General features: G+C 65.4%; 22 protein-coding genes and 1 pseudogene. 11 read left to right on the plus strand and 12 right to left on the minus strand.

The annotated features are described in order from the left end of the window. Positions 1-136 precede the first annotated feature (136 nt). Together ACOGXQ_RS03220 and ACOGXQ_RS03225 are read left to right on the plus strand one after the other, a co-directional pair. Positions 137-928, plus strand: a complete 792-nt coding sequence (locus tag ACOGXQ_RS03220) for an SDR family NAD(P)-dependent oxidoreductase (RefSeq protein ID WP_419946018.1) — start codon at positions 137-139, stop codon at positions 926-928. 124 nt (positions 929-1,052) lie between these two features. Next, complete coding sequence (locus ACOGXQ_RS03225) at positions 1,053-2,291, plus strand: acyl-CoA dehydrogenase family protein (protein ID WP_419946019.1); 1,239 nt, start codon at positions 1,053-1,055, stop codon at positions 2,289-2,291. Positions 2,292-2,337: 46 nt separating this feature from the next. Here the strand turns inward: ACOGXQ_RS03225 and ACOGXQ_RS03230 are convergent, their stop codons facing one another. After that, entirely contained in the window at positions 2,338-3,861 is a 1,524-nt protein-coding gene (locus ACOGXQ_RS03230) for a hypothetical protein (protein WP_419946020.1), read from the minus strand. Positions 3,862-4,032: 171 nt separating this feature from the next. On the opposite strand from ACOGXQ_RS03230, the gene ACOGXQ_RS03235 reads away from it, so the two are divergent. Continuing rightward, a complete protein-coding gene (locus tag ACOGXQ_RS03235; protein ID WP_419946021.1) occupies positions 4,033-5,364 on the plus strand; it encodes an IS1380 family transposase in 1,332 nt (443 codons plus the stop codon). 563 nt (positions 5,365-5,927) lie between these two features. Here the strand turns inward: ACOGXQ_RS03235 and ACOGXQ_RS03240 are convergent. From ACOGXQ_RS03240 to ACOGXQ_RS03250, 3 genes are all read right to left on the minus strand, one after another. Then, positions 5,928-6,203: a hypothetical protein gene (locus tag ACOGXQ_RS03240; protein WP_419946022.1), complete on the minus strand. Its 276-nt coding sequence runs from the start codon at positions 6,201-6,203 to the stop codon at positions 5,928-5,930. Between the two features lie 285 nt (positions 6,204-6,488). Continuing rightward, complete coding sequence (locus tag ACOGXQ_RS03245) at positions 6,489-7,415, minus strand: nitroreductase family protein (RefSeq protein ID WP_419946023.1); 927 nt, start codon at positions 7,413-7,415, stop codon at positions 6,489-6,491. 879 nt (positions 7,416-8,294) lie between these two features. Continuing rightward, positions 8,295-8,576, minus strand: a complete 282-nt coding sequence (locus tag ACOGXQ_RS03250) for a hypothetical protein (protein ID WP_419946024.1) — start codon at positions 8,574-8,576, stop codon at positions 8,295-8,297. A 76-nt stretch (positions 8,577-8,652) separates the two neighbouring features. Between ACOGXQ_RS03250 and ACOGXQ_RS03255 the strand changes: the two genes are divergently transcribed. From ACOGXQ_RS03255 to ACOGXQ_RS03280, 6 genes are all read left to right on the plus strand, one after another. Then, entirely contained in the window at positions 8,653-9,072 is a 420-nt protein-coding gene (locus ACOGXQ_RS03255; RefSeq protein WP_419946025.1) for a type II toxin-antitoxin system RelE/ParE family toxin, read from the plus strand. Next, positions 9,069-9,362 carry a helix-turn-helix domain-containing protein gene (locus tag ACOGXQ_RS03260; RefSeq protein WP_419946026.1) on the plus strand — a complete coding sequence of 98 codons (294 nt, stop codon included), beginning with the start codon at positions 9,069-9,071 and terminating at the stop codon, positions 9,360-9,362. The genes ACOGXQ_RS03255 and ACOGXQ_RS03260 overlap by 4 nt, the downstream gene beginning before the upstream one ends. A gap of 186 nt (positions 9,363-9,548) precedes the next feature. Continuing rightward, the gene (locus ACOGXQ_RS03265; RefSeq protein WP_419946027.1) at positions 9,549-9,956 is read left to right on the plus strand and encodes a hypothetical protein; all 408 of its coding nucleotides are present in this window, start codon (positions 9,549-9,551) and stop codon (positions 9,954-9,956) included. A 20-nt stretch (positions 9,957-9,976) separates the two neighbouring features. Beyond that, positions 9,977-11,056: a nucleotide kinase domain-containing protein gene (locus ACOGXQ_RS03270; RefSeq protein ID WP_419946028.1), complete on the plus strand. Its 1,080-nt coding sequence runs from the start codon at positions 9,977-9,979 to the stop codon at positions 11,054-11,056. Positions 11,057-11,196: 140 nt separating this feature from the next. Next, on the plus strand, positions 11,197-11,667 hold the full coding sequence (locus tag ACOGXQ_RS03275) for a TIR domain-containing protein (protein WP_419946029.1): 471 nt from the start codon (positions 11,197-11,199) through the stop codon (positions 11,665-11,667). A 3-nt stretch (positions 11,668-11,670) separates the two neighbouring features. Continuing rightward, complete coding sequence (locus ACOGXQ_RS03280; RefSeq protein ID WP_419946030.1) at positions 11,671-12,258, plus strand: hypothetical protein; 588 nt, start codon at positions 11,671-11,673, stop codon at positions 12,256-12,258. A 31-nt stretch (positions 12,259-12,289) separates the two neighbouring features. Here the strand turns inward: ACOGXQ_RS03280 and ACOGXQ_RS03285 are convergent, their stop codons facing one another. The 3 genes from ACOGXQ_RS03285 to ACOGXQ_RS03295 all read right to left on the minus strand — a co-directional run bounded on the left by ACOGXQ_RS03285 (position 12,290) and on the right by ACOGXQ_RS03295 (position 15,122). Beyond that, positions 12,290-13,042, minus strand: coding sequence for a dCTP deaminase domain-containing protein (locus tag ACOGXQ_RS03285; RefSeq protein WP_419946031.1), 753 nt, complete (start codon positions 13,040-13,042; stop codon positions 12,290-12,292). After that, positions 13,039-13,674, minus strand: coding sequence for a hypothetical protein (locus ACOGXQ_RS03290; protein ID WP_419946032.1), 636 nt, complete (start codon positions 13,672-13,674; stop codon positions 13,039-13,041). The genes ACOGXQ_RS03285 and ACOGXQ_RS03290 overlap by 4 nt, the downstream gene beginning before the upstream one ends. Positions 13,675-14,219: 545 nt before the next feature. Further along, on the minus strand, positions 14,220-15,122 hold the full coding sequence (locus tag ACOGXQ_RS03295) for a nitroreductase family protein (RefSeq protein WP_419946033.1): 903 nt from the start codon (positions 15,120-15,122) through the stop codon (positions 14,220-14,222). Positions 15,123-15,383: 261 nt separating this feature from the next. Here ACOGXQ_RS03295 and ACOGXQ_RS03300 point away from each other — a divergent pair, with 261 nt between their 5' ends. Together ACOGXQ_RS03300 and ACOGXQ_RS03305 are read left to right on the plus strand one after the other, a co-directional pair. Continuing rightward, positions 15,384-15,629 carry a hypothetical protein gene (locus tag ACOGXQ_RS03300; RefSeq protein ID WP_419946034.1) on the plus strand — a complete coding sequence of 82 codons (246 nt, stop codon included), beginning with the start codon at positions 15,384-15,386 and terminating at the stop codon, positions 15,627-15,629. A 113-nt stretch (positions 15,630-15,742) separates the two neighbouring features. Further along, positions 15,743-16,426, plus strand: a pseudogene (locus ACOGXQ_RS03305) (ATP-binding protein); the annotation flags it as partial. 436 nt (positions 16,427-16,862) lie between these two features. On the opposite strand, the gene ACOGXQ_RS03310 reads toward ACOGXQ_RS03305, so the two are convergent. The 5 genes from ACOGXQ_RS03310 to ACOGXQ_RS03330 all read right to left on the minus strand — a co-directional run bounded on the left by ACOGXQ_RS03310 (position 16,863) and on the right by ACOGXQ_RS03330 (position 23,018). Then, positions 16,863-18,473: an ABC transporter ATP-binding protein gene (locus ACOGXQ_RS03310; protein ID WP_419946035.1), complete on the minus strand. Its 1,611-nt coding sequence runs from the start codon at positions 18,471-18,473 to the stop codon at positions 16,863-16,865. A gap of 82 nt (positions 18,474-18,555) precedes the next feature. Next, a complete protein-coding gene (locus ACOGXQ_RS03315) occupies positions 18,556-19,506 on the minus strand; it encodes a BMP family protein (RefSeq protein WP_419946036.1) in 951 nt (316 codons plus the stop codon). Positions 19,507-19,685: 179 nt separating this feature from the next. Continuing rightward, on the minus strand, positions 19,686-20,618 hold the full coding sequence (locus tag ACOGXQ_RS03320; RefSeq protein WP_419946037.1) for an ABC transporter permease: 933 nt from the start codon (positions 20,616-20,618) through the stop codon (positions 19,686-19,688). After that, positions 20,615-21,763, minus strand: a complete 1,149-nt coding sequence (locus tag ACOGXQ_RS03325; RefSeq protein WP_419946038.1) for an ABC transporter permease — start codon at positions 21,761-21,763, stop codon at positions 20,615-20,617. The genes ACOGXQ_RS03320 and ACOGXQ_RS03325 overlap by 4 nt, the downstream gene beginning before the upstream one ends. 91 nt (positions 21,764-21,854) lie before the next feature. Then, positions 21,855-23,018 (minus strand): diaminopropionate ammonia-lyase, encoded by a 1,164-nt coding sequence (locus tag ACOGXQ_RS03330; protein ID WP_419946039.1) that lies wholly within the window; start codon positions 23,016-23,018, stop codon positions 21,855-21,857. Positions 23,019-23,082 lie beyond the last annotated feature (64 nt).

Genomic DNA, 23,082 nt, shown 5'->3' on the forward strand with positions numbered 1-23,082 from the left:
CGGCCGCCTCGTCGGCAAGACTGGATGAGGCAGCTGTGTACAGCGCGGCCGGGTTCCCGCCTCGCAGATGCGATGGACACCGGATCGGTCACGTCGGCGCAGCAATTCCGAACGTTGACTGCAGAAGGCAAGGACCATGCTCGATTTGGACCTGACCGGACGGACGGCGCTGGTGACCGGCGCTTCCAAGGGCATCGGCGAGGCCTCGGTGCGGCTGTTCGCTGATCATGGTGCCGCCGTGGCGTTCTGCGCCCGCGGCGCCGAAGCGGTGAACGCGCTGGCTGCGTACGTGCCGCCGTCGGGATCGGGCTCGGTCCGCGGCTACACGGCGGACATGTCCGATGCCGACGCCACACAGGCATTCCTCGAGACAGCCACGGCCGATGTCGGGCCCGCCGACATCTTGGTCAACAACGTGGGCGCCTCCCCGTCGCGGAACTTCCTGTACATGTCCGACGACGACTGGACCGATCTGCACCAGCTCAACTTGATGTCGGCGGTGCGCTGCACCCGGTTCTGCCTGCCGCACATGCGCAAGCAGAAGTGGGGCCGGGTGATCATGATCGCCACCGGCGCTGCCTTCTCCCCTAACGCCGCGCTCATCGACTACGCCGCGACCAAGGCGGCCATGGTGGCCACCGCCAAGGCGCTGGCGGGCAAGTACGGCGCCGACAACGTGCTCACCAACACCGTCATCCCCGGGCTCATCCGCACCGACATGTGGGAACGAGCGGCAGCCGAGATCGCTGAGGCCAACAACACCGACGCCGAGGCGATCTTCGCCCGCAATTCCACCGGAGTCCCCCAGGGCCGTTATGGCACTGCCGACGAGGTCGCCTCCGGCGTGGTTTTCCTGGCAAGCAACGCAGCGAACTACGTCAACGGCACCTGCCTCACCATCGACGGCGGCGTCGGCACCCACGTCTGACCTGAACACCTGTCTGCGTTGCTCTGAAACTGATCTGAGCCGCGGGCTAGCTTTCGGGGCGCACAGGCGCTGTACGGATCGGCGCCGACCTTGCCTACCTCACAGACCAAACAGGAGCACCGACATGGCGCACGCATACACCGACAAGGGCCTCGAGATGCAGGAGGCCGTGAAGTCGTTCATGGACGACCACATCTACCCCAACGAGGAGGAGTACAACGAGCAGTACGAAGAGCTCGTAGCCGCCGGGCAAGTGCACGCCACCCCGACAATCATGGAGAAGCTCAAGGCGGCGGCGCGCGAACGCGGCTTGTGGAACCTGTTCATCCCCCACCTCGACCCGCAGGCGCCGGGCACGAAGCTGTCCAACCTGGACTACTCGCCGATCTCCGAAGAGCTCGGCAAGGTGTCGTTCAGCTCCGAGGCGCTGAACTGCGCGGCGCCTGACACCGGCAACATGGAGATTCTGAACCTGTACGGCTCCGAGCGGGTCAAGCAGCAGTACCTGGCACCGCTGCTGGAGGGGGAGTTCCGCTCGACCTTCTCGATGACCGAGCCTGAGGTGGCCAGCTCTGATGCCTCCAACATCCGCCTGCGGATCGACAAGGACGGCGATGAGTACGTGCTGAACGGTCGCAAGTGGTTCTCCTCGAACGCGCTGCGGCCCGAGTGCAAGGTGCTCATTGTGATGGGCAAGAACGACCCGGACGGGCCGCGCCATCGCCAGCAGTCGATGATCGTGGTGCCTCGCGACGCCGAGGGCATCACGGTGGAACGCGACCCGCTGGTGTTCGGCTACCACCACCGGGGCGGTCACCCCGAGTTGGTGTACGAGAACGTGAGGGTGCCCGAGGACCACATCCTGGGAGGCGAGGGCGAGGGCTTCGCCATCAGCCAGGCCCGGCTGGGCCCCGGACGCATCCACCACTGCATGCGTTCGATCGGCGTGGCCGAACGGGCGCTGGAGTACATGTGCAAGCGGGCGCTCGAACGCCACACCTTCGGCAAGTCGGTTGCCCAGCAAGGCCTCATCCAGGACTGGATCGCCGAAGCACGTATCGAGATCGACCAGGCCCGTGAGTACGTGCTGCATGTCGCACATCTGATGGACACCATCGGCAACAAGGCCGCCGCGCAGGAGATCTCCGGCATCAAGGTGGTGGTGCCCAACATGGCGCTGAAGATCATCGATCGGGCCATCCAGGTGCACGGCGCCAGCGGTGTCACCCAGTTCTTCCCGCTGGCCGAGATGTACGCCCAGATGCGGACGCTGCGGATCGCTGACGGCCCCGACGAGGTTCACAAGATGACCATCGCCCGCCGCGAGCTCCGCCGCCACGACCCCGACTTCCGTATGGGCTAGGTACTGCCGCGGCGACAACTGACGATCGCCGGGCACACGGCGATCATCACTCGGCTGGCGTTTCGCAGTACGGCAATCCGTAGCGGGTCAGCCACAGTTGCTCAAGATCTGCTCTGACCATCTCGCCGCCTGCCCACCCGTCAGGGGCCTCCTCGGTGAGTGCTGCGATGAGTCGGCAGCGGACATCGTTCGCGCCCCGACCGTCCGCTGGCAGCACGGCGCTCGCGGCGACCATGCTCGTCAGTGCGTCGGCGTCGTTGCGGCGCCGAATCTCGGCTTGCTGCCAGTTCGCAAGCAGCGTCGCTGCCATCGCGAGTGCGAGTGCGATAGCGACTGTGCTCCTCAGCACGCGTTGGGCCGTCCAATTGAATGCGGCCCTGTGCAGCACGACCAAGCACGACGCGGCCACGAACGACCACCCGACCTGCGTGAGCAGCGTCTCGCGCCAAGAGACACCGATGGCGGGCTGGCGATTCTGCGTCCATTCCGAGAGACCGGCGACAAGCGCCGAACCCACCGCTGTCGAGGTGCCGAGCAGCACCAGCGCCGCTGCGAGCCTGCCCTGTCTCTGATTCGCCCGCCGTGCATCAAACGGCGCTTTCGCAGTTCGCGCGAGAGCAGCAGTCACGAGGGCGACCGCGAATACGACGATCACGATGTATGAGTTGTCGCACAGATCGACGAATCCGAGATCGACACCAGCACGCTGCGAACGCTCCGACGCCTCTGCCCAGCCAAATAGGGGGAACCCGCTCCACAACCGTCCCAGCGTCGCGCCTGCCGCGGTGGACGACAGGCTGAGTGCCGAGCCGTCATAGCAGCCGCCGGAAGCACAGATGACGGCGATCACCGCTCGCGTTGGTACGAACACGACAGCGAACGCCACGGTGTGAATAAGCCATCGACGGGCTGCTGCGGTCCCCAGCAGGGCGCGAAACGGCATGGCCGCGGCAACAGCTCGACTCACTACGAACACCGCGGCGAGCACCGGGGTGAGATACATCAGGTCATAGAACGCCGCCGCTACTACGCCGCCTAGAGCCATCAAGAAGCGCTCGTGACCCCGTAGCGCCCGTCGTTCAAGGTCGCGGTCGCGGCAGATCATCAGCGCTATGACAAGCATGAGCGCTACCGAGCCTGCGAACATATGCGGGAACGCCCCCAAGGCGCCACCGCCACGGTTCGTGATCAGGACCGCAGCCAGGGCCAGCGGGTACAACGACACAAGCGACCCTGCCTGCACGTCAGCGGATCGCATCAATGCCCTGACGATCGCAGCAGCCGATAGCGCCACACACGCAGCCATGAGCAGCCGGATCCCGCCCAAGACCACGTGTGGAGGCAACGCAGTCGCTTCGCTCGCGTCATAGGCGAATGCGATGACCAGCCACTCCCACAAGCGTCCGATCGGGCGGAAATTGCCGTGGTCGAAGAGATACGGCTCGATTCCTCGGATGACCTGACGCGCTGCTGCCACCGGGTTCGCCCCGCCGTGCAGCGGACGCGTGAACACCATGCGCCGTTCATCCCAATACAGGGCGAGCCCCGCCAACGGCAGCACCACCAGCACGCTCGGCAGGCACGAAAGGACCGCGGAGTCGGGTCGCAGACGGAATCGCTTAGCCCAGATCCATCGGTTTGGTTGGGCTGGTGGGGTTTGCGTCCACCAGAAAGGCCTGCTGGGGTGGCATTTTGCCGGTTGTGAGATCGCGGCGTGATGCCATGACGGGAGGCGCTTTCTGTGAGCGATGATACGCGGTTGTTGGACCGGGTCGTGGCAGTGTTCGACGTGGGCTCTTTGGTGGGGGACGCGGGTCTGCTGGCGGTGGGCACGCTGGCGGGCCGGTTGGGCTTGGAGGGCTTGATCGACGAGACTGTGCGCCCGCCTGCGGCGGGCCGCGGGTCGGGAGCGAAGGTGCTCACGGCGGTGTGCTCGATGCTGGTGGGGGGCTCTTTCTTTTCGGACGCGGACAGGCTGCGGGCCGGCTCGGCGGGGTCGGTGGTTGGGTTCGCGCCGGTGGCGCCGTCCACGTTGGGGACGTTCTTGCGGTCCTTCACGTGGGGTCATGTGCGTCAGCTGGACCGCGTCCAGGAGCTGGCTTTGGGCCGCGCGTGGGACGCAGGCGCCGCCCCGGCGGCGGAACGGGTCACGGTCGATGTCGATTCCACGGTCGCGGTGGTGCACAGCGACGCGAAGGGCGGCGCTGCATACGGGCACGGTGGGCGGCTGGGATATCACCCGCTGGTGGCTTCACGCGACGACACCGGCGAGATCGTGCACTCCCGGATGCGCAAGGGCTCCTCCCAGCGGGGCCATGTCCGCTTCTTCGCCGAGACCGTCAACCGGGTGCGCCGTCTCGCCCCGGACGCGGAGCTGACGGTGCGCGCGGACGCGGGGTTCTTGTCGTGGGGCCTGGTCGACAAGCTCGACGCGCTCGACGCCAGGTTCGTGATCGCTGTCGCCTCGAACCCCGCCGTCGGCAGGGCCGTCGCGGCCGTCGACGATGCGGACTGGACCCCGATCGGCTACACCGACGACGGCGAGGCCCAAGTCGCCGAAACGACGCTCACCAGCGCACGGCGGCCCAACCGCAAGCCCGAGCGCACGGTGCGGCTGGTGGTGCGCCGCACCCGCCTGGTCGGCGACCAGGCCGACCTGTTCCCCAACTGGCGCCACCACACATTCGTCACCGACATCAGCGAAGCCGAACTCGACACCAAAGCAGCCGACGCCGCCTGCCGATCCCACGCACGCGTCGAGCTCGCCACCGCCGACCTCAAAGCCGGCGGCCTCGCCCACAGCCCCTCAGCCAGCTTCACCGCCAACGCCGCCTGGCTCGCCTGCGCCGCCTTGGCCCACAACATCGCACGCTGGACAGCACGCATCGGCCAAGTCCACGACCCCCGAAAGCTCACCGTTGGGGCCACCATCGCACGCCGCTTGCTCACCATGCCCGGCCGGCTCGTCAACCGCAGCGGCCGACCCACCCTGCGGCTCCCGGCCCGACGGCCCTGGGCCGACACGTTCACCACAGCACTGCGACACATCCGCAACCTGCCCCAGCGCTGCTGAACAAACCCCAGCGCCACGCCACGCCGCGCAGCACACCCCCCGGGCGCAGCACACAAACCACCCCCCAAGCCGCCGCCGACCACCCACGCGTCCGCCCAGCCCTCACCCCGCCCCGACCCCAAACCGCACCACCGACATCCCACCCAACCCCACACCGCACACCCCACCGGTGGATCCGGGCTTAGGGGTGCTCGCCTGGGTCCCGCCCACCAGCGGCCGCCTTTCGGCGCAAGGCGTGCCGCCCATAGGTGGGTCCCTCCGGTAGTGGGTCGATGTCTGTCACCAACGCCGACACAGCCGATCCGAAGGGACCTCTGAGGGACCCACTGCTTCTCGGCTATGCCATTCCCGGTTTGGGAGACGGCGTTGGTGACAGGCTGAATGGTAGCCACCGACTGTCTCGATTTGGCTTGCATTCGGAAGAAACGATGGAGTTGACGAAACCTGCACAATTTCCTGCGGCAGACGGAGGGTCCGCTGTAGGCATGCGCCGGGGTCGGTTTCTTGGCCGATGGCCGGATTGAACTGCGGTTACCCCAAGCGGGGTTAAAGCTCCGCGTGCGTCAGGCGCGCTCCGTCAAGCCTTCTCCGAACTCGATTCGGACAACGGACACGCCTGCTACCGATTCGACATCTCGCAAGGCTGAGCACAGCGCTTGATCCCGTGACACTGCCGACCGTGTGAACTCCAGCGTGTCGTGCCCGATGGTCGCGTCGCCGCAACCAGCCTCGTACAGGGCGTCAAGCGTGGACCAGTTGAGGAGGTCGGCACCGGCAGTCACCAGCACGAAGCGGAACGTCTCGCCCGGCTCGTCCATCTGAACGTCGCTCGCGCTCATGTCACCCCCGATCCGTTTGCGGTGCGCTGATTGCACTTGACGACCCTGGCCGCGAGGGTAGCCGCATGGTTTGCGGGGACAGCCGGCGTGCCCCAGATAGAAACCGAACACTCCCGGTGACCGAACGGACAGTGCGCCCGACCCCATGCGTGGCTGCTGCGCCCTCTCGACAGCACCACGGTCCATCCGGCCGCCTCGAGCAGCTTGATCGCTTGACGAATCTCCTTCTTGGGATGAACGCCTGATGCCACCCGAGGCACCTTATCTGTGCCCCGTAATTATTTTTCAGTATTTTTCATTGAGTTTGACAGCAACGGCGTCGAGCGTTCGTCGCACTTCGGCCAGCACCTTCGATGGGTCGCTGTCAATATCAACCGGGGCGTGAAGACGCAGTCGGCTTCCCCCGGGTACCTGCTCGAGGTCGAAGCGCCAGGTGTCCGCAGGCATGTCGAGCGATTCGATGGCGGCCCGAACCGCATCGGGCTTGGCCTTGAGATCGATCTCGTCGACGACACCCGGCCCGTTCTGCGTCTTGGTGCGACCGTAGCGATCGAAGTAGGCGATGTCGGGAGCCGCGTAGCGCCGTGACGTCGGCGTGAAGTCGGTGCCGATCGTGTAGGCCACCGGGAAGAGGCAGATCTGGGTCACGTGATCCGGCAGCTCCAGCAGCTCGGCGACCGCCGGTGCCTCGTTGAGGTACATCGTGGTCCACACCGTTCCCAGGCCTCGACTCCGCAGGGCGACCATGAAGCTCCAAGCCGACTGGATCACCGAATCGAACAGTCCCGGCCGGCCGCTGCCGTCGTGGCGTCCGAGAATCGTGGGGATGACGAGCGCCGGCGTCCTGGCGATGTTCTCGCCCAGATGGCGGGCGCCAGCCATCAGCCGTTCGTTCTGGTGGCCGCTGCCTTCCAGCCGTTTGGCCGTCTCGATCACCCAATCGACTCCCGCCGACAGGTAGAGCTCGGCCATCCGGTCCTTGGTCTGCTGATCCCTGATGATCATCCACCGGCGGCTGCCGTTGTTGCCTCCGGTGGGTGCCTGCTCGGCCACCTCGATGCAGTCGAGGATGATCCGGTCATCGACCTCCCGATCGAAGTCGAGGCGTTGGCGTACGCCCCGAGTCGAACGCCACAATTCGAGCACTCGCCGTGGCGGTCCCTTGCCAATGGCTGCCGATATGAGCACGTTCGCATCAACCACCGCCCTCATGTCGAAGGGGTCGGCTCAGCGTGCTGAGTGCAGGCGCCGAACGGCTTTGGCCTCGGCGACTGCGAGGTCCATCAGATCGTCGCCTTCGGGCTCAGCTGACGACCGGGGCGACGAATCTGGGAGCGAGGGAACGGACTGCACGAAGAGGCTACGAGCCTGTGTGGCCGGGACGTCAAGAGCGGCGCCAATCTGATCCCAGGACGCGCCTGCCATGCGAGCGGATCGAATCAGTTCCCGGCACGAAGCCGGCAGAGTTGCGTCGCACGGTCCGACGTCTCCGAGCGCGTCAAGCGCAGCCTGGGGCACTCGAGCCTCAGCAATCTCGCTCACACCATCCAGCGTAGGAGCGATTGCCGTTGAGAGTCCACCGGTTTTCTCCCGAACACTGTTGGTCCCTTCCGACTCTCGCGAGGTCGCAGGCTGCAGATGCAGCCGCACAGCATCAGTGTGGACGACACGCCGCGTCGAGCGCGCCTTTGAGGCAGCCGACAACACCGGACGTTCTACCGGATGATTGGTTCCAAGGGGTTAGTGGTCGTGGGCGATGAGTGAGCGTGCGGGGCCGGGTCGGTGGGTGGTCTGGTTGTGCCAGATGGCGGTGGTGAAGGCGAGGATTCTGGACAGCATGCGTGCGGCGACGCCGGGTTGGGTTCGGCCGCGGTGGTGTTCAAGGCTGAGGTGATTCATTCCCGGTTTGGGAGACGGCGTGGGTGACGGGCTGAATGGCAGCCACCGGCGGTCTCGATTTGGGTTTGCATTTGGAAGAAACGATGGATTCGGTGAAACGCGCAGTGTTCCCTGCCGCACATGCCAGAACCGACATCGCGAGTCACTGGAGGCAGTATCTGGGCCGATGAGCCGGAATGGCCTCCGGCCACCTCAGGCGGGATTGGAACTGTGCGCGCGCCAGGCTCGCTCTGCCCAGCCTTCGCCCAACTCGATTCGCACTACGGGCACGCCTGCCACCGATTCGACGTCTCGCAGGGCTGAGCACAGGGCTTGGTCTCGTGAAGCCGCCGACCGCGTGAACTCCAGCGTGTCGTGCCCGATGGTCGCGTCGCCGCGACCGGCCTCGGAGAGGGCGTCAAGGATGGACCAGTCAAGGAGATCGGCCCCCGCAGTCACCAGCACGAAACAGAATGTCTCGCCTGCCCCGTCCAACTGAACGTCGCTTGCGCTCAGGTCACCCCGATCCGTCTGTGGTTGTTGGCGTTTGATAATAATAGTATTATCAAACGTGTCACAGTGGTCGGTCGAGTTTCATCCTGCCTGCCGGCAGTGGGCGGAGGGACTCGAACAGGCCGACGCTGAGGCCTTGCTCGCTGCCATCCGCGTGCTGCGAGACCAGGGACCGACGCTGGGCCGTCCGCTGGTCGACACGCTCAAGAGCAGCCGACACAACAACATGAAGGAACTCCGCCCAGGCTCAACCGGACGAACTGAAATCCGAGTCTTGTTCGCCTTCGACCTCGAACGCAGGGCCATCCTGCTGGTCGGCGGCGACAAGGGCGACGATTGGGACCGTTGGTATGAATCGAACATCCCGATCGCCGATGATCGATTCGACGAACATCAAGCCAAGCTCGCCGAGAGGCGGCAGACGACACCACGCAGGACGGCACCGAGAAAGCAGACCGGCAGGAGGAAGCGACGATGAGTCTTGAACAATGGGAGCAGAAGGTCCTTCAAGCGCCAGGCGCCGACCAGCGCGTCAGCGAGATCGAGGACGAACTGCGATTGGCTGCTGGGTTGACCGCTCTGCGTGAGAGCGCCGGCTTGTCCCAGCGCGACCTCGCTGAGCGGATCGGCGTATCGCAACCCCGCATCGCCGCCATCGAGTGCTCGGACAACGTCACGATCAGCGTCCTCCAGCGCTACGCCCGCGGAGTAGATGGCCGCCTCGAAGTGTCCGTAGTGCAAGATCAACGACGGACTCCTCTGCTCTGACACCTATAGGCCACGCGGATTGGTCGCTGCGGGAACTAAGCCAGATCAACATCGGCACCTCACGTAGCCGGGCGAACTCCGACCCCGGGATGAGACCGCATCGGATACGCGTCCCCAATACGATCTGGCGAAGAGGGCTCGACCCGGTGGCCCGGGTCAAGCCACTTCTTGCCGTCCAAGGCCATCATGAGCGACAGAGTTGCCCACCTACAGATCATCCAGGGCGTCATCAATCGTCTGAGCCAGAACTCATTCCTGCTCAAAGGCTGGGCCGTCGTCTTGGTGTCAGGTCTGTTCGCCTTGGCGGCGGGCAATTCCGAGATCCTGTTCGTCTATCTGGCCTACCTTCCTGCGATCGCCTTCTGGTGTCTCGATGCCTACTTCCTCCGGCAAGAACGTCTGTATCGCGCGCTGTACGACGAGATGCGCGAAGTCGATGAAGCCGACGTTGATTTCTCGATGGACACGCGATCCGTTGCAGACAAGGTTGCGCCCTGGTACAGGGTTGCAGTCTCACCGACGATCATCGCCTTTCACCTGACGCTGATAGGCGCTGTCGCTCTGGTCATGGCGATTATTCTCGGCCGGCAGTGAGCAGACCGTTGCGGGCCGCGATGAAGCCGCCCGCGCCGACGGTCGTCTTCGACAGCTATTGGACGTTCGCGACGCGCAGACAGGAGATCTTCCACCAGAGAGTGGAGGGTGCTCCGCCTCCGTGGACAGACGACCCTGTTCTGTCGGAGTTTCGGTTCACCAATGCGTACCGTGCAGCCGACCGGGTGAGCCAGTACCTGATCCGACACGTGGCGTACCAAGGAGATCAATCGGCCGAGGAGGTCGTGTTCCGGGTGCTGCTGTTCAAGCTGTTCAACCGAATCTCGACCTGGGAACTTCTCGAGTCCGAGATCGGGGAGATCACCGCTGCCGAGTTCGACGTCGAACGATACGACTCGGTCATGACGAGAGCCATCGGGACAGGACAGCGCCTCTACTCCGCGGCGTACATCATGCCGCCCGCCTCCCGAGGTGGCGGCCGGAAACACTCGAGCCACCTACAGCTGATCAAGGGCATGCTTGACGCCAAGCTGCCCGATCAACTCGTCGGTTCCGGCTCGATGGCCGAGGCCTTCGGGCTGCTCCGCGGGCTTCGGGGGGTTGGCACATTCCTGGCGTACCAGCTCGTCACCGACCTCAACTACACCTCTGCGCTGGACTACTCAGAGATGGAGTTCGTGATGGCAGGCCCAGGGGCGCGGAGCGGGATCGAGAAATGCTTCTCGGACCTCGGTGACTATTCCGTCGAGGACGTCATTCGTTGGACGGCCGACCGCCAGCTAGACGAGATGCGAGAGCGCGAGTTGGATTTCATAGACCTCTGGGGTCGGCCGCTCCAACTCATCGACTGTCAGAACCTGTTCTGCGAGGTGGACAAGTACGCAAGGGTCATGCACCCCGAGGTTGCGAGCCGGGCCGGTCGCACAAGAATCAAACAGCGGTTTCAGGCCGACCCTTCGCCTCTCGAGGTGTGGTTCCCGCCGAAGTGGGGGCTCAATGAGCATCTACCGGACGCGCCCTGCAGCCCCGCGACGGCAGCGTCAGGCCGATCCGATCATGACGGCCCCAGCATTGCCCACGCATCATGCGGGCAAGCGGAGCTGTTCTGCTCCGAGCCCGACGTCTCAGCACTTTCCTAACTCGACTCGGATCGACGGCCCAGTGGCGGCCCTAGCCGCAACGCACCCCGTCGGACCATACCGAACGACCAGCGAACACAGACCTGTCACACCCCCTCGCTAGCGTCGGAACCATCCGATCTAGCTCCAGGAGGCGGGCCGTGTCTGACGAACGCCATATCTTCATCAGCCACATCCACGAAGACGACGAGCACGTCCAAAAGCTCAAAAACCTGCTCGCCACGAAGGGCATGGACGTCAAGAACGGATCCATCACGGAGGACAAATTCAACGACGCTCAGAACGAGCAGTACATCAAGAACGAGATCCTCAAGCCCCGCATCGACTGGGCGAGTTGTCTGGTGGTCCTTGTCTCAGAAGACACCAAGGACAGCGACTGGGTCAACTGGGAGATCGAGTACGCCCAAGAAACAGACACACGGATCGTCGCTGTCTACGAACACAGTGAGGCCGGAGCCGAACTGCCCGAGGCAGCAAAGGACTACGCCGACGCAGTGGTCGGGTGGACAGGAGACCGGATCGTCGATGCGATCAACGGCGAGGACTGCTGGCAGGAGCCCGGTGGCCAGCCAAGGCCCCAGCAGCCTCTCAAGCGAATCCCGAAGTGCTGATTCTTGACTCGGCTGTTCTCGTACGTCGTCACTAGGGACTACGGCTTTGCGCCGAACCCCTTCGGTGGTTTCTGCACCGTTGCCTGCTGCAAACCAATCGTGAGAAGCGTCGCGCAGGTCGGCGACTACATCGTCGGCACGGCAACAACCGCCAAGTTCCCACCTGGCCAGGTCGTCTATGTGATGAGGGTCAGCGAGGTACTCAGCTTCGACCAGTTCTGGAACGATCCTCGCTTCGAGCCGAAGCGCCCGATCCTGAACGCAACAAGGAAGCGCCAGTACGGCGACAACATCTACTGCACCAACTCGCAAGGGGAGTTTGTCCAGATGGACTCTCACCACAGCCTTGCCGGTGGTGCAACCAACACCTTCAATCTCAACAAAGACACCGGCGTCGACCGAGTGCTCGTCTCTGACCGCTATACGTACTGGGGTGGCTCAGGACCCGACTTGCCCGCAGAACTCCACTACACCCTCGCCAGACGCGGACACCGCTCAAAGTTCACGGACGACCAAGTCGCGGCGTTCGTCAGCTGGGCGGAGCCGCTCCTCGGACAAGGCTTCTGCGGGCGGCCATTCAGCTGGGCCTAGCTCGGCCGCGTCAACAAACCCCTAGGCCGACCTAATCCGTCGGAGCTGCGAGTTCCTGCGCGACCGGCGTCACCGAGTCTGGCGCTATCGAACCCGACTGCTCGGTGGGAGCCGGCACATCGCCATCGCTGTCACCACCATTCGAAAGGGCGGAGTTCACAGCGAAACCAATCAGAGCTGCGATGACGGCGGCCGCGATCGTGCCTACGACCCAAGCCGAGGTTCGAGCAATGCGTTCGAGGCTCTCGACCCGGGTTGCCAGCGCTTGCGGCGACGCAACATCGCCCTGAAGATTCTCGACGTCCGCGCTCGTGATCGAGGTTCGGCCCGGCTTGTCGTAGACGTCCCCAGTCGCGGCGTCCAAGGAGCTCAGCCAAAGCAGGAACAAGCGATCGCCCCGTGCCACGACCACTGGCGTCGGCCCCGCATTGAAGACGGAGAACAGAATCCGGCCGTGGTACCCCGGGTCCACATGGAAGCCCGAGACGTTCACCAGCCCTCGCTGCTTCCACTTGAACCTGGCCGAGATGAGACCAAGCGCATCGGCCGGGATCCGTACCGTTTCCTCGGTCAGCAGGTTCGCGAAATGGCCCGGCGGGATCCGCACCTGTTCGCCTTCAGCCAGCGTCCGTTTCGTCTTCGACTCGCTGTCGGTCACGTACACCTCGTGACCCAAGCGGAGTTCGTATGCACAGTTGACGACTAGCTCTGGCTTATAGGGCTCGACGATCTGCTCGTCAGGGAGCCGGGCGCGCAGCGTTTCGGTCCTCCAGAAGCCGCTCAAGCTCTTGCCTCGGGGCTCCCCGAGGCACTCGCGCCCTCCGATTGGGCACTGGCCTCGAGTGCGGTCGGCGGGAGCCTCTCGTTGCAGACCGTCGCGAGCTTCACGCCGAACACCGCAACGTCCGCCAATCGCTCGGGACAGAAGTCTTCCCACGTACCCGCATCGATCGCATCGACTAGCAGGCCCGCCAACTTCGTGACATGGAAGGTGTAGTGGCGCAGTTGCTCAACTTTGGGGAGCCCGAAGACGTCTGGATGAAACTGTCGGTCATGTGCGAGCTGCCCGACTTGGAAATCGGCCCAAGTGCACGCGGCATCGAGGGCGTCTGCCCCCGCAAGCTCGGAAGTGCCGGACGCCGAGCCGTGCTGAAGCAGGCTGGCCGACTCCACGTCTCGAATCCGTGTTGCATATGCATCGCTGAGCGAGACGCCTGCGGCGGCAGCGAGCTGCGCCGCCGTTTCTCGGAGCTGCTCCGCGGCATGGACAACCTGCTGAGTTGTCGCCGGCTCGTTGTGCTCAACGTGCTCGCAATATGAGGCGCACGCGGCCGCTGATCGAACGACCGCACGGACAGCGCGCTCAAGCACATCGGGTGTGAGCCCTTCCCGGGCGCTCGTCTCCGTGCCGTCCATCGTCATCTCCGTGCATTCAAACTACAGGCTTGTGACCCGTGAGCCAAGGGGCCGCCGACAGGCCAACACCGTCGACTGGCACCTCGCCCATACTGACGCTCGAGTGAGCTGAGCATCACGCTGCACCGCTCGCTTCAAGGAGTCCACTCGGGCATCGGTGCCCGCCGTACCAGCCGGTTCCCGCGTCCACTCGTGCCAGCAGCAGCACGAGCCAGCAAAGCCCAAGTGGCGCACGCCGCGCCGTCCCCACAACCGCAGGCCACTCGGCGATTCTCCACGGGTTGTGTTCGCCGTTCCGCTGTGACAGACGCCCCAGCAATTGACCTCGACGACGGCTGAGCCTGCGCATAGACCAAAGCGAATGATCTACGCCCACATGCGGACGCTGCGCATCGCGGACGGCCCCGACGAGGTCCACAAGATGACCATCGCCCGCCGCGAACTCCGCCGCCACGACCCCGACTTTCGGATGAGCTAGCTCATCCGAAACATCAGACACTGCGGATGGCGTAAGCCATCCGGAACATCAGACACAGCCGTATGGGCTAGCTCTTGAGCCGCCGTGCCAGCGTGTCCAGCGTGCGCCGCACTTCGGCTAGCGCCGTCGATGGATCGTCGCCGGGATCGACCGGGGCGTGGAGACGCAGCCGGCTGCCCCCGGGGACCTGCTCGAGGTCGAATCGCCAGCGGTCGGAGGGCACGTCGAGCGATTCGATGACGGGCCCGACCGCGTCGGGCCTGGCCTTCAGATCGATCTCATCGACGACGCCCGGCCCGCCGCGCGTCTTGGTGCGGCCGTAGCGATCGAAGTAGGCGATATCGGCGGCCGGGTAGCGCCGTGACGTCGGCGTGAAGTCGGTGCCGATCGTGTAGGCCACCGGGAAGAGGCAGACCTGGGTCACATGGCCCGGCAGTTCCAGCAGTTCGGCGACGGCCGGCGCCTCGTTCAGAAACATCGTGGTCCAGACGGTTCCCAGGCCTCGGCTTCGGAGCGCGACCATGAAGCTCCACGCCGATTGGATCACCGAATCGAACAGACCCGGCCGTCCGCTGCCGTCGTGGCGCCCGAGAATCGTGGGAATAACCAGCGCCGGAGTCCTCGCGATGTTCTCGCCGAGATGGCGGGCGCCTGCCATCAACCGTTCGTTCTGGTGGCCGCTGCCCTCCAGCCGCTTCGCCGTCTCGATGACCCAGTCGACTCCGGCCGACAGGTACAGCTCGGCCATCCGGTCCTTGGTCTGCTGATCCCTGATGATCATCCAGCGACGGCTGCCGTTGTTGCCTCCGGTGGGCGCCTGCTCGGCCACATCGATGCAGTCGAGAATGATTTGGTCATCGACCTCCCGGTCGAAGTCGAGGCGCTGGCGCACGCCGCGGGTCGTCATCAGCGCGTGATCGACGACCGCCTGATAGTCGGGCGTGCCCGGTGCGAACGCCGACTCAGCCATCAGCAGCGAGGGTAACCGCGCGGCTCTCTGGCCCTGAAGGCGATGTCGCAGTTCTCGTTGCAAACCGACATTGCGAAGTGTTGTCAATCGACATCGCAACATGTTGCAAACCGACATCTAGCAGGCTGCTTGAAATATGCAGGTCTGGCTGGAAGCGCAAGCCCCTGACCTGCGGGTTTGCAACTGGACACCGCCTGAGAATCGATTTTTTCAGCATCCTGCTAGACCTTGGCAACTACGCTTGAAAATGGGGACGGCTACTTGGAACGCCTCGCTGACCCGCTGATAGCGGAACTGCTCGCTGCGTTGCCGGCGGTCTCGCTGGTCGGCCCGCGAGCAGCCGGCAAGACAACCACCGCCGCCCGGCACGCCAGCAGCATCATTCACTTGGACCGTCCCGCCGAGGCTGACGTGGTTGCTGCCGATCCCGATGCATCGCTCGACGGGCTCGCAGAGCCGATCCTGCTGGACGAATGGCAGAAGGTGCCCGAGGGCTCGGCGCCGTAAAGCGCGCATGCGACCGTGATCGCCGGCCGGGACGCTTCATCCTGACCGGATCGGTGCGAGCTGAGACCGAGCACCGGACATGGCCGGGCACCGGCAGAGTCACCCGCGTGGAGATGTTCCCCTTGACCGTCGGCGAACTGTCGGGTTCGACAGCCCCGACGCTGGTGGACCGCATCGCCGAGGGCGATCCCGCCCTGACAGGGGGGACCCGCTGGGCTGGCGACGATGCCAGCGGCCCCGCGGGTGCGGGCGCCGCCGAGAATCTCCGGGACTATGTGCGACTGGCTCTGCAGGGAGGGTTCCCGCAAGCGGCGCTCGGCATGCCCAAGCGCGCTCGGCGACGGTGGCTCGACACCTACGCCGCGGAAGTCGTCGGCCGCGACGCAGTTCTCGCGGGCAACGCTGTCGACCGGAGCCGGCTGAGGCGCTACTTCGCTGCCTACGCCCATCAGTGCGCTCGAATCACCGATGACACCCTTCTCTACACCGCTGCGGGCGTCGACCGCCGCAGCGCACATGCATATCTGGATCTGCTCAAACGCATCTACGTGGTCAGCGAACTGCCCGCGTGGTCGTCGAACCGCACGAAGCGGCTCGTCAAGCGACCGAAGCGATTCCTCGTGGATTCCTCGCTGTTTGCCACGGCTACCGGTATCACCGAAGCGGAGGTGATGCGCGATGCCGACCTGTTGGGCCGTCTCGTCGAGACGCTCGTCGTGGCGCAGCTTTGAGCACAGGCCACCGTCAGCGAGCGCCGCTACGCGCTGCATCACTTGCGTCAGCACAACGGTCGGCACGAAGTCGATGTCGTCATCGAACTCGACTCCGGGCACATCATCGGCATCGAAGTCAAGGCTGCGGCGGCGGTTTCCCGCGATGACGCCCGGCACCTCGCGTGGCTGCGAGACGAGGAAGGCGATCGGTTCCTCGCAGGCGTCGTGCTGCACTCCGGCACGGGCATCGTGTCGCTCGCGGACCGCCTGTGGGCGGCGCTCATCGGCAGCCTGTGGCCTAGATGCTCGCCGCTCGTTATCCCAACCCCGCAGCGGATTGGAGTTGGGCCGGGAAGCAGCGTTGACGAGCAGCAGGGAGTGTTGTCACCGGTCATTGCGTGGAGTTGCCTCGCAGGCTCCCCGACATGGCCACTGGGGGGCTGCCGAACGACGGCTACCGCACACCCGGCATCTAGCAGCCACCCGAGGCCGGCACCCATTTCCTGCTCAGCGATGCGTCTCAGCCAAGCGCTGGTGCGGGGCTCTCCTCGCGGACACCGGTCATCAACAAGCCGACGCGGTCCGTGGTGGCCTCAGATCGGGGCAGATTGCACATGGCACGCCCTTCGAACAGCACCACGACCCGATCCGACATCTGCAGTGCTTCGTCGAGATCCTCGGTGATGAGCAGGATTGCCGCTCCCGCTGCACGCTTGGAAAGCAGCCGCTCATGCACATACTCGGCCGCCCCGATGTCGATGCCGCGCGTGGGCTGTGCCACGATCAGCACCTCGGCAGCGGCCGAGAATTCCCGCGCGATCACCACCTTCTGGATGTTGCCGCCCGAGAGGTGCGAAGTCTGCGTGGTGATCGAGGGCGTCTTCACGGTGAAGCGCCGTACGAGCTCCTGGCAGCGCTCGGCGATGACACCGAATTGCAGGAGTCCCGCCCGCACATAGGGACGGTGCTCGTACTCGACGAGCATGAGGTTTTCTGAGACATTCAGCTCGCCCACCGCGCCGTGGCGCATGCGCTCTTCGGGCACGAAGGCCACGCCGCGCCGACGCACCGACTTTGGCGTCGGCGTCGCGATGGGCTGACCGGCGACCTCCACCCTGCCGGCTTCTATGGGCCGCAGTCCAAAGATCGCCTCGGCCAATTCCCGCTGCCCGTTGCCCGACACGCCGGCGATGCCGACGATCTCGCCGCCGGTGACCCGCACCGAGAAGTCGTCGAGGGCGATGTTGCCCCGATCGCCGCGCACGCTCAGCCCGTCGACGACCAAGCGATCCTCGCCGGTGTCCTGGTCGGGCACGTCACGCACCAGTCGCACCTCGCGTCCCACCATCATCGACGCCAAGCCTTCCCGTGAGGTCTCTGCCGGCGTTGTTCGACCGACGACTCGACCGTCGCGCAGCACCGTGATCTGGTCCGAGATGTCCATGACCTCGGCCAGCTTGTGCGAGATGAAGATGAGTCCGCGTCCCTCGTCGGTCAACGAGCGCAGGGTCGCGAACAGATCCTCGACCTCGGGCGGCGTGAGCACCGCGGTCGGCTCGTCCAGCACCAGCAGCAGTGCCTCTCGGTAGAGCGCCTTGAGGATCTCCGCCCGTTGACGCTCCCCCACAGCCAGCTGCCAGATATAGGCGTCGGGATCGATGACGAGGCCATGGCGCTCGGAGACCTCCATGAGCCGTTCGCGTACCGGTGCCATGTCGGCCAGCCCACGCCTGCCGTGCAGGCCCAACGCGACGTTCTCGGCCACGGTCAGCGTCGGGACCAGCATGAAATGCTGGTGGATCATGCCGATCCCATGGCTGATCGCCTCGGCCGGCGAGCCGATCTCCACCTGGGAGCCGTTGATCTTGACCTCGCCCTCGTCCGGCCGGTAGAGGCCGTAGAGGATCTTCACCAGCGTGCTCTTGCCGGCGCCGTTCTCGCCCAGCAGCGTATGGACCTGTCCCCCCAGCACGGTGAGGTCGACGTCCTCATTGGCGATCACACCGGGGAAGCGCTTGGTGATGCCGGTCATCTCCAGCATCGGCGACGCCGGGGCGCGGCCCTGCAGCGCATCCGCAGATGCACCCAGCGCCGCGGCTCCGGCTGCCGTGATGTCTGTTGGTTCGGCCATACGCGGAGTGCAGCCGATCAGGCCGGCGGGGTCCGCTCGGCTGGTGCGGCTTGTCCGTGCTGGCCGTTCAACGTGATCTTGCCTACTGGCCGGTCGAGATCGAGCCGTCCGCGATGCCCGCGATGGTTGCCTCCGCAGCCTCTTGGATCGCTGGATCAAGGCCGTAGCCGTCGTTGAACTCGATCACGATGCCGCCATTGGCAAGTGTGGCAGTCATCACCTCGCCGCCGAGCGTGCCTGCTTCGATCTTGTCGATCATCTCGTTGAGCAGCACTTCCCAGTGGTACACCTGCGAAGCCACCACGATGCTCTCGCCGAGGGCGGTCTGATTGGCCTGGGTGCCGAACCACGCCACGCCGTGCTCGTTGGCGACTCCGGTGGCACCGACGACCATCTGCGCCGAGCCGGTCAGCACGTCGGCGTCGTTGGAAATGTGAGCCTCAGCAGCTTCAGCCGCCAGCGCCACGTCGCTGAACGAATCCGTGTACACGATGTTGGTCGTTACCGAGGAATCAGTCGCCGCCACCCCGGCTGCGAATCCGTCGACGTAGAGCTTCGCGTCGCCGACCTCGACCGGGCCGATAACGCCGACCACACCGGTCTGGCTGATCTGCGCTGCCACGGTGCCTGACACGTACCCGCCCTCGTCGGAGCGCACCGTGTAGGCGAACACGTTGTCCAAGCCCTTGTAGTCCGCAGCGGTGCCCCAGGCGAATGACGTGTCCGGGAAGTCCGGTGCGATCTCCTCGAGCGGGCCGCCGTACTGGCTGCCGTGGGCGATGACCAAGTCGAAGCCGTCCTCTGCATATCCGCGGATCGCGGCAGCGGCTTCCTCGACGATGAACGTGCCGTCGGTCACCGCGACTTCGATCTCGCGCGTCGCGCCGACCACATTCACCGCGTCGTCCATGCTCTGCGTGAAGGCCAAGTCGTTGCTGGCACTCGGCGCGACGATGGCGATCCTGAGCGGACCTGCCTCTTCCTCATCGTCACCGGTGCAGCCAGCGGCGAGCAGTAGTACAACTGCCGCCACTGCTACGAATCTCGTCGCAAGCGATCTCCGTGTGCTGTCTCTGAACATGTGACCCTCCCGGATCGGCCCAGCCATGGGTTCTCGCTGCAGGTGCGCACTGAGAAGCGGCGCGGCAGATCGGAGCCACGGGCCTGCAGGCGATGCTAGGTCACGCCCACGGCTCGGTGTGCCCTGCTGCGTCAGTTGTCCCGGTCGAAGGGCACCGTCAGCGCAGACGGAGCCCCGATACGGCGGCTGACGAGCACGAGCACCACGATGGTCAGGATCGCCGGCGCCATTGCAGCAATGGTCGAGTTGGCGCCGACGATGATGCCGAGGGTCTTGAGCTGCAGCACGGTGGATGACACGACGCCGAACAGCAACGCGCCCGCCATTACCCCGCTCGAGCGCCACGCGCCGAAGTACACGAGCGCAACGGCGATGAAGCCTTGCCCTGAGGTGAGGTTCTGCTGGAAGATGCCGACATCGAGGGCCAGCGTGCCGCCCGCAAGGCCAGCCATCATGTTGCCGATGATGATCGCCTGCGTCCGCACCACGTTGACTCTCACACCGAGTGTGTCAGCTGCTTCGGGCGTCTCGCCCACGGCTCGCACGTTGAGACCGAAGGTGGTGCGGTTCATGGCGAACCACACCACCGGCACCAATGCGAATGCGACGTAGGTGAGCACGCTGTGCTGGAAGAACAGTTCTCCCACCACGGGCAGATCCGAGAGGCCGCCCAGGTCGAGACCGCGAAGGCCGTCGATCGGCACCGGCGTGCCGACCTGGTGACGGAAAAGCAGGTCGGTGAAGCCCAGGCCGAACAGGAAGATCCCGATGCCGCTGATGCCTTGGGTGGCATGCATCACGACGGTGATGAAGGCGTACACGACGCCCATGAGCGCACCTGCGCCGATGGCTGCCAACACACCGGCGAAGACGCTGCCCGTCCGCAGTGCCGTGATGTACGCCGCGTACGCACCGATCAGCATGACGCCCTCGACGCCTAGGTTCAGCACGCCGGCTCGCTGACCGATCGTCTCGCCCAAGGCAGACAGCAGGAACGGTGTGGCCAGCCGGATGCCGGACGCCAGTGTGGCAACCAGCACGCTCACGGTGAAGAAATCGCTCACGCCCGGCCCCCGTAGCTCGAGATGCCGCCTGCCCAGGTTCTGAGCCGGTCTCGCAAGCGCAGGCTCCCAACCACGAACACCACGACGACGCCGTTCAGCGCCACCACCAGTGCCGCAGGCACCTGTGTAGCTCGCTGCATGTCGCTGCCGCCGGTGAGCATGCCGCCGAACAGGAACGACGCCGGCACCGTGAAGATCGGGTGCAGTGCGCCGAACAGCGCTGCCACGATGCCGTTGAAGCCGGCGTTCTGGGTGAACGCCGCGGCACCGCCCTCGCCGATGAGACGGTGCGACTCGCTGCCGAACACCAGGACCGCCCCGGCGATGCCGCAACAGGCGCCGCTGAATGCGAGTGCCTGGGTGATGCTCTTGCGCACGGCCATGCCGGCGTACTGGGACGCGTCAGGGTTGTGCCCCACCGATCGCAGCCGCATGCCGAGTGCGCTGCGGAACAGCAGCAGGTAGCCCAGCACCGCCACCAGAATTGCGATGAGCACGCCGATGTGCAGCCGGGTCCCGCCAGGCAGCAGCGGCAAGTCGGCGTTCTCGCTGAGGCGACGTGTCTGCTGGATCTTGATGTCGCCCGGCTCGATCAGCAGATCCTGCAGCAGGAAGCTGAGAAAGTGAAACGCAACGAGGTTCATCATGATGGTGGACAGGATCTCGTTGACGCCCGCGTAGGCCTTGAGCGCTCCGGGAATCGCACCCCAGAAGCCGCCGCCGATCGCCCCTGCGATGACGACCATGGGCACCAGCAGGACCCGGGGCATGTCGTCGAATGCCATCGAGGTGACCGTCGCCGCGATGGCGCCCAGAATGATCTGACCCTCACCGCCGATGTTGATCACGTCAGTGCGGAAGGCGATGCAGATGCCCACACCGACGAGGGCGAGCGGCATGGCCCGCACAGCGGTGTCAGCGAGATTGTCCGCACTGCCGAAGGCACCGGTAAGGAGCTCCCGGTACGCCACGAGCGGGTTGGCACCGAAGGCGAGAAGCATGGCCGCGCCGACGAGGAGCGCCGCAAGGGCGGCCGTCGCCGGCACGGCAATGCCGACGAACGGGCGCAGCAGCCGCGCGAGCCTGCTGGCCGTCAGATCCGGCGCGGCATCGTCGGGGTCCGCCGACAGCTGTCCGAGTGCCATGCCCCCTCCCCCGTGTCCGACTGCACGTGAGCGTTCAAAATACTGCGGTCAGGCTGTGCCCGATGGTCCTCGCTGAGCCTTGCAGGCCTCATCAGGCAGCGGTGAGGACTCGGCCCACTTCGGTATGGGGCCGGCCGACGATGCGCTCGTAGTTGGGCGGGTCGGTCGCTCCCTCGGTGACCATGATGAGCACGGTCGCGCTCGCGGGGTCCGCCAGCGCTCCGCGGCCGTGCTCATCGGCGAGCAGCGCTCGCACCCCGGCCAGCGAAGCGCTGCCGGTCTCGCCCGCGACAACCTGAGCATCGGCCAGGTCGGCCATCGCCCGGCCTGCCGCGTCGCTGTCCACCGACACGCACCACTCCACGCCGCTGGCCATCATCGGCCACGCCAGCGGCGAGGGCACGCCGCAGTTGAGCCCCACCATGATCGAGCGATGCGGTCCCGGCGTCTCGGTGATCTCCCCGTTCAGGGTGGAGAGCTGCACGCAGTTGGCGTCGTCGGGCTCTACCGATACCAGCACCGGGCGGTGATTGCCGCTGCGGAAATGTGTGACCGCCGCGGCCATGAACGCCCCGACGCCGACGGGCGCCGCCACGAGATCGGGCGGGGCGATGCCGTTGGCCGCCAGCGCATCGTCAACCTCGGCGAAGATGGTCGTGTAGCCCTCGGCGACATTGGCGGGGATGGTCTCGTAACCGGGCCACGAGGTGTCCGACACCACCAGGCAACGATCGCTTGCCATCTCGGCGCTCTGTTCGATCGCATCGTCATAGGTGCCGTCCACCACCGTCACCGTTGCACTCTCGCCTTCGATGGCTGAGATACGGGACTCCGACGTGCCGTCGGGCACGAGGATGTGCGCGTCGAATCCCAGCAGGCGTGCCATGAAGGCAACAGCCCGGCCGTGATTGCCGTCGGTAGCGGCGGCCAAGGTCATGGGCCGCAGACGGGCCAGGCTGGCAGCCAACTCGTTGATGTTCGCCCACGGTGCCGGCTCACCGCCGATGTGCTCGCAGACTGCCCGGTAGGACGCCCAGGAGGCGCCGAGGATCTTGAACGACGGCAGCCCCATGCGCTGGGTCTCGGCCTTCACCAGCACTCGACCCACGCCCAGACTGTCTGCCAATTGCGGCGCGTCGATGACCAGGGTCGGCGCATACGCCGGCAGACGCCGGTGAAATGCGAGCACCTCGGGCGGTGCAGCAGGCCAGTCACGCCCGTCGAACAGCGGATTGCGAGTCACCAGTGCCGTCATGACCGCCTGCTCCTCTCGCGTTCTCGGCGGGGATCGCTGTGGCAGCCCCGCCATCCCGGCTCCT

Source organism: Candidatus Poriferisodalis sp. (assembly GCF_965208485.1).
Classification (GTDB): domain Bacteria; phylum Actinomycetota; class Acidimicrobiia; order Acidimicrobiales; family Poriferisodalaceae; genus Poriferisodalis.

Excerpts from the sequence above, each read along its gene's own strand:
- ACOGXQ_RS03245 (WP_419946023.1), bottom strand. The coding sequence starts at position 7,415 with ATGAGGGCGGTGGTTGATGCGAACGTGCTCATATCGGCAGCCATTGGC.
- ACOGXQ_RS03270 (WP_419946028.1), top strand. The coding sequence starts at position 9,977 with ATGAAGCCGCCCGCGCCGACGGTCGTCTTCGACAGCTATTGGACGTTC.
- ACOGXQ_RS03240 (WP_419946022.1), bottom strand. The coding sequence starts at position 6,203 with ATGAGCGCGAGCGACGTTCAGATGGACGAGCCGGGCGAGACGTTCCGC.
- ACOGXQ_RS03220 (WP_419946018.1), top strand. The coding sequence starts at position 137 with ATGCTCGATTTGGACCTGACCGGACGGACGGCGCTGGTGACCGGCGCT.
- ACOGXQ_RS03290 (WP_419946032.1), bottom strand. The coding sequence starts at position 13,674 with ATGGACGGCACGGAGACGAGCGCCCGGGAAGGGCTCACACCCGATGTG.
- ACOGXQ_RS03265 (WP_419946027.1), top strand. The coding sequence starts at position 9,549 with ATGAGCGACAGAGTTGCCCACCTACAGATCATCCAGGGCGTCATCAAT.
- ACOGXQ_RS03310 (WP_419946035.1), bottom strand. The coding sequence starts at position 18,473 with ATGGCCGAACCAACAGACATCACGGCAGCCGGAGCCGCGGCGCTGGGT.
- ACOGXQ_RS03330 (WP_419946039.1), bottom strand. The coding sequence starts at position 23,018 with ATGACGGCACTGGTGACTCGCAATCCGCTGTTCGACGGGCGTGACTGG.
- ACOGXQ_RS03295 (WP_419946033.1), bottom strand. The coding sequence starts at position 15,122 with ATGGCTGAGTCGGCGTTCGCACCGGGCACGCCCGACTATCAGGCGGTC.
- ACOGXQ_RS03260 (WP_419946026.1), top strand. The coding sequence starts at position 9,069 with ATGAGTCTTGAACAATGGGAGCAGAAGGTCCTTCAAGCGCCAGGCGCC.
- ACOGXQ_RS03325 (WP_419946038.1), bottom strand. The coding sequence starts at position 21,763 with ATGGCACTCGGACAGCTGTCGGCGGACCCCGACGATGCCGCGCCGGAT.
- ACOGXQ_RS03225 (WP_419946019.1), top strand. The coding sequence starts at position 1,053 with ATGGCGCACGCATACACCGACAAGGGCCTCGAGATGCAGGAGGCCGTG.